Annotated in this window: 6 protein-coding genes, 1 tRNA gene and 2 pseudogenes; 7 read left to right on the forward strand and 2 right to left on the reverse strand. The window is 44.9% G+C overall.

Annotated features, from left to right (window positions below; all coding sequences use genetic code 11):
• Positions 1 to 194: 194 nt before the first annotated feature.
• A pseudogene (locus QTO00_RS08700) lies at positions 195 to 878 on the forward strand (diguanylate cyclase).
• An 80-nt stretch (positions 879 to 958) separates the two neighbouring features.
• On the opposite strand, the gene folD reads toward QTO00_RS08700, so the two are convergent.
• On the reverse strand, positions 959 to 1,819 hold the full coding sequence (gene folD, locus QTO00_RS08705; protein ID WP_331424317.1) for a bifunctional methylenetetrahydrofolate dehydrogenase/methenyltetrahydrofolate cyclohydrolase FolD: 861 nt from the start codon (positions 1,817 to 1,819) through the stop codon (positions 959 to 961).
• A 201-nt stretch (positions 1,820 to 2,020) separates the two neighbouring features.
• Between folD and QTO00_RS08710 the strand changes: the two genes are divergently transcribed.
• Together QTO00_RS08710 and QTO00_RS08715 are read left to right on the forward strand one after the other, a co-directional pair.
• Positions 2,021 to 2,097 (forward strand) — tRNA-Arg (locus tag QTO00_RS08710).
• Between the two features lie 501 nt (positions 2,098 to 2,598).
• Positions 2,599 to 3,207 (forward strand): DUF2913 family protein, encoded by a 609-nt coding sequence (locus QTO00_RS08715; RefSeq protein WP_331424319.1) that lies wholly within the window; start codon positions 2,599 to 2,601, stop codon positions 3,205 to 3,207.
• A gap of 50 nt (positions 3,208 to 3,257) precedes the next feature.
• Here QTO00_RS08715 and QTO00_RS08720 read toward each other — a convergent pair whose 3' ends face one another.
• Complete coding sequence (locus QTO00_RS08720) at positions 3,258 to 5,255, reverse strand: methyl-accepting chemotaxis protein (RefSeq protein WP_331424320.1); 1,998 nt, start codon at positions 5,253 to 5,255, stop codon at positions 3,258 to 3,260.
• 422 nt (positions 5,256 to 5,677) lie between these two features.
• Here QTO00_RS08720 and QTO00_RS08725 point away from each other — a divergent pair, with 422 nt between their 5' ends.
• The 4 genes and pseudogenes from QTO00_RS08725 to QTO00_RS08740 form a co-directional block, all read left to right on the forward strand.
• A complete protein-coding gene (locus tag QTO00_RS08725) occupies positions 5,678 to 7,144 on the forward strand; it encodes a protein adenylyltransferase SelO (RefSeq protein WP_443088911.1) in 1,467 nt (488 codons plus the stop codon).
• A gap of 175 nt (positions 7,145 to 7,319) precedes the next feature.
• Complete coding sequence (locus tag QTO00_RS08730) at positions 7,320 to 8,042, forward strand: response regulator (RefSeq protein WP_038206789.1); 723 nt, start codon at positions 7,320 to 7,322, stop codon at positions 8,040 to 8,042.
• Positions 8,032 to 9,492, forward strand: coding sequence for an ATP-binding protein (locus QTO00_RS08735; RefSeq protein WP_331424323.1), 1,461 nt, complete (start codon positions 8,032 to 8,034; stop codon positions 9,490 to 9,492). Before QTO00_RS08730 ends, QTO00_RS08735 begins: the two co-directional genes overlap by 11 nt.
• A gap of 142 nt (positions 9,493 to 9,634) precedes the next feature.
• Positions 9,635 to 9,786 (forward strand): annotated as a pseudogene (locus tag QTO00_RS08740) (sugar ABC transporter substrate-binding protein); the annotation flags it as partial.

Here is a 9,786-nt window from a genome sequence, read left to right on the forward strand (position 1 = left end):
GATCTGTCCGTGCAGGCCATCGTAGTGGCATATATGGCTTGTCATTCATCATCTATTCCCTAAGCCTTTGTCTCGTTTTAACCGGTGGTTTCGAAGGAACTGGTAGCTTTTGGGCTTATCCTCTTTCCGCCATTGGCATTTTTATCAATCCATTTCGGCGTGGGCTCATCTTCTCTATTTTGAATTTGTTGATGATGAGTTTAATACTGGGATTTAAGCTCCCACTGTATGGCTACTCTAGTGCAGAAGGCTTACGTTTGGTGCTCACCTTAGTTGCGCTCTCTGGGATGTGTCATATTGTTATCTATTTTCAATCGCGAATGGATGATTACATTCTTAAGATGGACCAAGAAGGCATTCAAGAGCTAGCCTATATGGATTCGTTAACCATGCTGGCTAACCGTTCCAGTTTTTTGTCAGTCCTTGCTCATGCAGGAATTGGCACACGGGCTAAACGCCGTGCAATCATCTACTTTGATCTTGATAATTTCAAAGCAGTGAATGATAAATATGGCCATGACGCAGGCGACCTTGTCTTGAGTGACTTCTCGCATGCGTTAAAAAGAACAGTTCAAGCTTCATTGGGTGAACGATTGCAAAAATACGATGTGGCTCGATTGGGCGGCGATGAGTTCGCTGTCTTCGTTCGGGACGTACAAAGTGATCAGGAAGTCATTGCTATAGGTAATCGAGCAATATAATTGTTTGAAGAGAGATTGCTCAGCTCACTTGAAGAGATCGATGTTAAAGTCAGTGTTAGTGTAGGCGTTGCGTTCCAAGCTGAGAATGTTGAGTTACGTGATAGTTTGAAAACTGCAGATAGAGCCATGTATCAGGCTAAACGAGCTGGGCGGGGCAGAGTTAGTGTCGTGCGATAATAACAACCAGAATAAATATCTGATCACCTATTTATCCAGATGGGCATAAAAAGAGCGGCTAAAATGCCGCTCAATTGTTATTAGTTGTGAGTATGGAACTGCTCACAAGCTAGCATGGTGTTTTCTATCAAGCTCGCGACAGTCATAGGGCCAACACCTCCCGGTACTGGCGTGATAAAACTTGCTCGTTCTTTGGCATTATCGTAGTCGACATCACCGACAAGTTTGCCTGACTCCAAACGGTTAATTCCCACATCAACGACCACTGCACCTTGCTTAATCCAGTTACCAGGAATGAAGTTAGGCTTACCGACCGCAACTACTACTAAATCTGCTTGGCGTACATGGCCTTCAAGGTCTTTAGTGAAGCGGTGACAGGTGGTTGTTGTACATCCTGCTAACAACAACTCGAGAGTCATTGGACGACCAACGATGTTTGAAGCGCCAACTACGACAGCGTGCATACCACGTAGATTTATATTGTAACGCTCTAATAGAGTAATGATGCCTTTTGGTGTGCATGAGCGAAGCTTTGGAATGCGCTGTGCTAAACGACCTACGTTGTATGGATGGAAGCCATCAACATCTTTCTCTGGGTGAATACGTTCGAGCACGTGTGTCGCGTCGATGCCAGCAGGAAGGGGTAATTGAACGAGAATACCGTCAATCTCTGTATCGGCGTTAAGCTCATCAATCAAAGCAAGTAGCTCAGTTTCAGTCGTTGTGGCAGGAAGGTCAAAAGACTTAGAGACAAAGCCAACTTCTTCACAGGCACGACGTTTACTGCCGACATAAACTTGGGACGCAGGATCTTCGCCAACAAGCACTACTGCAAGCCCAGGGGCACGTAAACCTGCCTCTTTGCGTGCCTTAACACGGGCTGCTACTTCCGAGCGGACAGTTTGGGAAATAAGGGTTCCATCGATATTTTGAGCAGTCATGACTTTCCTTTAATCAGAATGGCGAATAATTTTCAGCGCATTGTCGCAAATTATTAAGTTAACATCCACACGCAAACGTTTGCTTTGTGGTGTTTTTAATCACTGTTATTGATAGTGTGCCTTTTTTAATCATTCAGATCATAATGTTAAGAAAAGCGCTTGTGTTAAGAAATCTAACTCGTATAATTCTGTCCCTGTAGCGCGCCCTTAGCTCAGCTGGATAGAGCACGTCCCTTCTAAGGATGTGGTCGTAGGTTCGAATCCTACAGGGCGTGCCATTTATTCGATAAAAGCCCGTTAACTCAATGAGTTAACGGGCTTTTCGTTTTCTGGTGGTGCCACTGAAGTGATGTTTAGACTGGTTAAGTCACATAAATAGAAGTTATAAGTTCATAACTCTGGATAACTATGGCTCACTGATTTGGTGTAATTAAGGCTAGAGGAAAAGATCGTGATGACCAGCGAGTTTCCTTATGCTGATAACATTAAGCTTCCATCCAACCCTCTAATTTAGACTTACTGAACCGGGATTAGCCGCTTTTCGATATCATGAGACAATGCTTAGGGGGAGGGGCGCAGTTGAGCTATGCAATAGCCAAGTCAAGCGAGTGGTTCAAAGGCGCATACATACATCAGCGACCGCATCGCAGTATGGCAATACTATCTTATGCACAGTAAGATTGATTACTGTACTTACGCAAAGCTTTTCGGTAGCATGTCGTTCCTTTAACAAATCTCATTAGACTAGGCTAAAGCTTAGCACCGTACGCTCAGAGAACATGCGCAGTATCCATACTAAAATTAAACCTGAATTCGAGCCGCTATTAGCAGAGCTCGCTCTTCATGCTTTGCTGCATTTGCGCACCAATCACAATAGTACCGTTCTGAATCGTAAGTCACGCTCCCAAATCAATGACATTCTTTCCGCTTGGTTAAACAAAGCCGCTAACAGCAAAAAGTACAAACCGTTTAAAAAGAAAGTGAAGTCACTGGTGAGCCATGCGCGTACACAGCGCCTAGATATGGAGTCAATGCTAGTAAGCTTGCTCGCACCTGTTGAGGGAGATGAACTTCCGCACTTGGATAGTTTTCTTTTATTGGTCAACATGTTAGAAAAAGAGCTCAATACCACGGTTCTCGTTTCCAGCCCAGAGTCTGTTGATCTGCAGCACAACAGTAAAGGCTGCCTATTGTGCGTACTTTCGCCAGATCTAAATGCACATTTCAATAATCGCAATCGCCTTGTAGCCGATATTTCGATGCTGTTTCGCGGTACAGTCGGTGAAAAGCACGCCTTCCTGCGTACCATCTACTCCTCTTCATTGTTTGAACACAATGTCGAATTTGAAGATGGCGAGTTTGTCCGCATCACATTGTCACTTCGATAGCTAAATTAATACGCCAACCTGACAAGGTTGGCGTTTTTGTTGGGCTCCGACTAAGCAAGTTTAAATTTCTGCAGCTGCTCGTTCACATTGCTAAATTCTTGTTGGTAACTGGTGACGATACTGTTCATGTTGTTGGCCAGTTCCCCAGTGTTTTGGGCGATCTCACTCAGTACATCGATATCTTGATCAACAGCTTCACTCGCTTTGGATTGTTCGACGGTTGAATTGGCGATACTGGTAATGTGCTCATTCACTGTTTCGATCAGTACTTCCAACTGGCCGACGCTGTCGTTTACGTCAGAGACAGAACTGAATGTCGAGTCCGTTGCTTCTCGGCTTTTAGTCATGTTGCTTACGGCAGTTTGAGTATTGTTGGTTATATTGGAAAGTAGTTGAGATATGTGCTCTGTAGCGTCTTTACTTCGTTGAGCAAGATCACGAACTTCAGAAGATACAACCGCAAATCCACGCCCATGTTCACCTGCTCGAGCAGCTTCTATCGCCGCGTTAAGTGCTAACAAGTTGGTTTGTTCTGAAATACCATTGATGGTCTCGACGATTTTACTCACGCTTTGCGCATCTTGTTCTAGCTTGACCATGCATTCTTGTGTCTGTTCAATCTGATTAACCAGTGCTTTTACAATGGTGTAAGACTCTTGGCTCTGTTGTTGACAGGTCATGACCTTAGCAGTCATCTGTTCTGTTTCTTCGAGTGCGCGTTCAGTGGAAGCGGCAATCTCCAAACTTGACTGAGAGAGCTCAGTCATAGCGGCGGCGATGTTACCACATTTATCTGCCGTTGCTCGGCTGCTGTCACCAAGGTTGTCAGCGCCTTGCACAATTTGGTCTAGCCTGTGGAAGCTGTGGTCATTGCTTTGAGTTACTCTCATTAACAACTGCTTTATACTCTCAATGAGGCCATTAACGCTGACAGATACTTGTGATAGTTCATCTTTACCATCCGCGCGTAATATGACGCTGAGATCATTAGATTTCGACATGTTGGCGAGATCGGTGGTCAGTTCACCTACATAGGTTTTAATACTTGTAAGACATACGACTAGGCCGCCAATAAGAATGATACCGATACATGTACTCACGACAATCATCATGCTCAACTGCCATTTTTCAGAAGCTGCTTGTTGAGATACAACGTCTGTCATCTCATTAACTAATTGATTACGAATACCATTAACCAGTTTTATTCGGTCGGTTGCAGCACCAAACCAAATGAGAGCGGATGGCCCTTGAAGCGCATCCAAGCCCTCTTTCTGTGCCAGGTATTGCTGCTCGATGTCGACCACTTTTTTCCAAGTTTGGCTATTTTTGGCCTCGGTTAACTGCTGTTGGTATTGTGAAGGCATGGTGAGAGCCGCAACTCGTTCACTGTATTTACCTGACTTTAAGTAGTTCTCAATCGCGGTGTATTGACCAATGGACGAGGATTTTCTGGCAAATGCGCCATTGAGGGCTCCGCGAACTTGTCCGGCGCGCTCTTTAATGATCATCACCGCAGTTAGTGAGTTGCCCAATCTGATGATTTGGTCATTGTTTACCCCAGAGACGAGCAGCATGGCGTTATCAATAGCAAGTTGGTTGAGGTTGGAGTAGTAAGCAAAAGGGGAACGCTTCGGTGCTAATTGGTCGACTTGGTTTCTTATTTGGCCAATTTCACTTAACTGAGCAGTGATGTCGCGTTTGAGTTTGTTACTTATCTCCGGGGAAATGTACTGCGGCTGGAACTGATTAAAAGCAGCAATATGCTGATCGGCTTTCTGTCTTTGCTCTTTTAGCTTAGCAATCTGTTCGGGTGCGCCTTTACTGCCCAATACCCCAGCGGTGAGGCCGCGTTCAACTGCTAAGTTATGGGCAAGGTTGTCATAGAGTAGAGTGAGTTCGATCGTTTCTTTGTCTCTGTTGGCTTGATCGACAATGGCCATTTTTGTCCATGACAACTCCAGCGCGACCAAAAAGGCGATAAGCAGTGGGATGCCAGCGAGGGCCGTTAATATGTGGTGTAGTGAGAATTGTTTCATTATGGACCGCATATCGGCCTCCTGACTTTCATTTATAATTATGGTGATACGATCTCAGTTGATTATGACTAAGGGGCTGGTGTGCTTTATACCCCCGTAACATTTAGTGATAAAATGCTACTTCACAAATCCATCACAATCACTTCGCCTGTTCGTTTACCAAAAAGCGGTCGAACGCAACGCAGTTATAATCTGTGTTTTCTAATTAAGCCTGATAAGTATGCAGCAAGGCTAACATGCTCAACCTACCTCTTTGGTCTAATTGTAGATAATGTGCAGTGTTCGTGTGAGAACTTCGGAGTAAATGTGGATTTTGTACTAAGGCGTTTGATTCCTATCACATTCTACGAACGTATTAATGACTTGTAACAGGCTAGATCTGTTTAGGTGCGTGTGCTAGCTTCGAAGCGATACCTTTTGTTAATGGAATGTATATGTTATTCACTCAGCTATTTTCTCAGCGCTTTGCCTCTCTACCTCGAGCGTTTTATTCCTATGTGCTCCCGGAGCCACTGACAAATACCCACTGGGTGATTTGGAACTCGGATCTTGCTGAGCAGTTTAACTTACCCAATGGCGAACCTAGCGGAGAACTTAAGGCCTTGCTGGCCGGAGAATCAGTGCTTGATGAGATGACCCCTATTGCAATGAAATACGCAGGACATCAGTTTGGTAGCTACAACCCCGATTTAGGCGATGGCAGAGGGATATTGCTTGGTGAACTTACCGATAGCTCAAACCAAGTGTATGATCTACACCTGAAAGGTGCAGGTATGACGCCCTATTCGAGAATGGGCGATGGTCGGGCCGTGTTACGTTCAACGATTCGTGAGTACTTGTGTAGTGAAGCTATGGCGGGGTTAGGCATTCCAACCACGCGTGCATTGGGAATGTTTGTTAGCGATACACCAGTCTACAGAGAAAAGTGCGAGCAGGGCGCGCTGTTGTTAAGAGTTGCACGTAGCCATATTCGATTTGGCCATTTTGAGCACTTCTTTTATTCCAATCAGTTGGCTGAGCTAAAGTTGTTGGCGGATAAAGTGATTGAGTGGTATTGGCCGGATTGCTCTCAATCTGAACAGCCTTATGTTGCTATGTTCCGTCGTATTGTGAGTCAAACTGCGCAGATGATTGCACATTGGCAGGCATATGGCTTTGCGCATGGAGTGATGAATACTGACAACATGTCGATCCTCGGAGACACTTTTGATTATGGTCCGTTCGGTTTTTTGGATGATTACGAACCGGGCTACATTTGTAATCACTCTGACTATCAAGGGCGCTACGCCTTTGATCAGCAACCTCGTATTGCAATGTGGAACTTATCAGCCTTGGCCCATAGTCTATCTCCTTTGTTTGAACGCGAGGATTTGGAGTCGGCTTTGGCAGAATTTGAACCATTATTACAAAGCAGTTTTAGTCGCTTGATGAGAAACAAGCTCGGTTTGCTGTCTAAACGTGATCAAGATAGCCAGCTGTTCGCGGCTATGTTTGAGCTTCTTCATCAGCATCACATTGACTACACGAGATTTTTACGCGAGCTCTCTTCGGTAGATAAGCATGGTAACCGAGCGGTGTTGGATCTATTTGTCGATCGTGAAGCGGCCACTAATTGGCTAGAGCTGTATTTAGCACGCTGTGAACAAGAGTTTGATGATAATGGCGAGATCGTTTCGTCACAGCAGAGGTGCGAGAAAATGCGGCAAGTGAACCCTAAATACATCTTACGCAACTACTTAGCCCAGATTGCTATCGACAGAGCGGAAGAGGGCGACTTTAGTGAGGTTCACAAGCTCGCCGAGCTGTTGAAAAAGCCGTTTGATGAGCAGCCGGAAATGGAGCACTACGCGAACTTACCGCCTAATTGGGGTAAAAAAATGGAGATAAGTTGCTCTTCTTAGTAAGTGTTTGGGCGCTGATTTAAACAAAGAGTCAACAAAGGGGGCTGGCAGATTTTGTTAATAAGATGTGATGTACGTCTGCAAGAGGTTCAAATTCTTTGTATTCTTATCTCATCAGCTGAATAAGAAGTGATTACACTCCCTCTATCATTTTTGAGCGGTAGTAGGTAAAGGCATGTCAGCTAAGATTCTCGTTGTCGATGATGATCAAGAAATTTGTGAATTGTTAAAAGAGTATCTGACCAAGCAGGGCTATATGGTCTCTGCGGTCAATGATGGCGTACAGATGAACGCCTATTTGCAACAGCAAGGCTATCCAGAGCTTATCTTGCTTGATGTTATGCTACCGGGTGACGATGGCTTTACTCTGTGCCAACAAGTTCGTCGTCAATCATCCGTACCCATTATTATGCTGACCGCTGTATCTGACGATACTGACCAAATCATCGGTTTAGAAATAGGCGCCGATGATTACATCGCCAAACCTTTTAACCCTCGTCATCTTAATGCGCGTATCAAAGCCGTGTTGCGACGGGTGAATGTGACCGATGAAGCTCCAGCCAGTGAAAACGCAAAATCCATTGTGTTTGGTGATTGGCAACTCGATACTTTAGCGCACAAGATCACCCACTTAGAAACCCATCAATCTCATGATCTATCTGGTAGTGATTTTGCTCTGCTGATGCTGTTTTTGAAGCGGCCTAACGAAGTGTTGGATCGTGATACGATTTCGTTTGCAACACGTGGGCGGGAAGCCTTGCCGTTCGAACGTGGTATTGATGTGCAGTTAAGCAGGCTTAGACAAAGGCTTGGGGATAGCGCTAAGTTTCCTCACTACATAAAGACCATGCGTGGTAATGGTTATCTGCTTGCTGTCCCGGTGAGCTATGAGAGCTAATATTCATAAATGGGTTGAGAAATTCAGGCTTAACTCGCTTGTTAGTCGAACGCTTGGCTTAACCTTGTTAGCGGTAATTCTCGCACAAGGAGTTGCGACCAGTATCTGGTACACCGAGTCGCGGCACAAAGAGCTAGCAGGCATCCGAGATGCTTCTGAGAGTATGGCTAATATGTTCGCCTCGACAGTGACCTTCTTTCAGTCATTGCCTGTTCGCTATCGGCATATCGTTCTAGACCAAATCCGTAACATGGGAGGCACGCGTTTTTTTGTCTCGTTTAATAAAGAGCAGTTGGAGGTTGAGTCGATTGAAGATACACCGCTAAAACTCGCATCAATTGAATCCATCCAAAGGGTGCTGAAAAGTAAGTTGCGTAAAGCCGAAAGTATTTCGGTAGATTTTTCCCATCCAGACAATCTACGTTTATTAAAAAACGACATCTATTTACACGATTTGCCCAAGTCATGGGCTCATCATACATTGACGCTAAACCCGATAGAGCCACCCATTCTAGTTGTGCAAATTGAGCTTGCTTCCCATGAGTGGCTCTACATTGCGGCTCTGCTGCCCGCTCCATACGTTACGCTAGACGACACACTCATTGGTCGCGAGCAGATTCTGTTTTTGATTTTCTCAACTACGATTTTATTGTTACTGACTTACCTATTGGTGCGTCGTCAAGTTAAACCGCTTAAACGACTTGCCAAAGCTGCCAACGAAATGAGCATGGATATCGAACAGGCGCCATTACAAGAAGAGGGGGCGAGCGAACTGGTTACCGCCACGAGGGCTTTTAATCGTATGCAGCAACGAATTCGCCGTTATGTGGCTGACCGAGAGCATCTGTTTTCGGCGATCTCCCATGATTTAAAAACACCGATAACCCGTTTAAGGCTGCGCGCAGAACTGCTCGAGAGTGACATTAAACGCGAGAAATTTAATCGTGACTTAGATGAGCTAGAGATGATGGTCAAAGGCGCGCTCCAGTGCGTGCGTGATACTGATCTGCATGAAAATAACGCTTATATTGATTTGAGTGAAATGATTCTGAATGTAGTGGAACCCTATAATCAGACCAAGACGCAAGTCGAGTTTCGACCGACTGAGATGGAGCCTATTGTCGCTAAGCCGCTGGCAATCAAGCGAGTGTTGAGCAACTTGATTGACAATGCAGTTAAGTACGGCCAAAGAGCGGAAGTCAGTGTTATGGTTAATGAAGAGTGGATAACGGTTGTGATTTGCGACCATGGACCGGGCATTCCTGAAGATAAACTCGAAGCGGTATTTGAACCCTATTATCGATTGGCGAGCGATGAAGATGGGCACGGTTTAGGCTTGGGAATTTGTCGCAACATCCTCCATGGACATGGCGGAGATCTCATTATTGATATCTTGCCAAATAGAGGATTAAGAGCGCAAGTCTTTATTCCACCGACGCTAGAGGTTTAATGTAACATTGTTGTTACATTACGTTTACGGTTTGTTTCAATCAAAAATTTCTATTCGGATAGACTCTTGGATGTACAAACAAGAGCGCTTAGGTCATCAAGCAGTGGGCCTAACTGTCTAATCCAATACATGGAAGATAATAATGAAACTAAATAAAACCCTACTTACCCTATCTCTACTTTCTGCTGCTAATCTCGCTAATGCTGGTGAAGTCGAAGTACTGCACTGGTGGACTGCTGGTGGTGAAGCTAAATCTGCCGCTGTGCTTAAAGAAATGCTAGAGCAACAAAATCA

It is taken from the genome of Vibrio sp. M260118, assembly GCF_036533755.1.
Lineage (GTDB): Bacteria > Pseudomonadota > Gammaproteobacteria > Enterobacterales > Vibrionaceae > Vibrio.

Coding starts and splice junctions, on each gene's coding strand:
- folD (WP_331424317.1), bottom strand. CDS start 1,819: ATGACTGCTCAAAATATCGATGGAACCCTTATTTCCCAAACTGTCCGC.
- QTO00_RS08735 (WP_331424323.1), top strand. CDS start 8,032: ATGAGAGCTAATATTCATAAATGGGTTGAGAAATTCAGGCTTAACTCG.
- QTO00_RS08730 (WP_038206789.1), top strand. CDS start 7,320: ATGTCAGCTAAGATTCTCGTTGTCGATGATGATCAAGAAATTTGTGAA.
- QTO00_RS08715 (WP_331424319.1), top strand. CDS start 2,599: ATGCGCAGTATCCATACTAAAATTAAACCTGAATTCGAGCCGCTATTA.
- QTO00_RS08725 (WP_443088911.1), top strand. CDS start 5,678: ATGTTATTCACTCAGCTATTTTCTCAGCGCTTTGCCTCTCTACCTCGA.
- QTO00_RS08720 (WP_331424320.1), bottom strand. CDS start 5,255: ATGCGGTCCATAATGAAACAATTCTCACTACACCACATATTAACGGCC.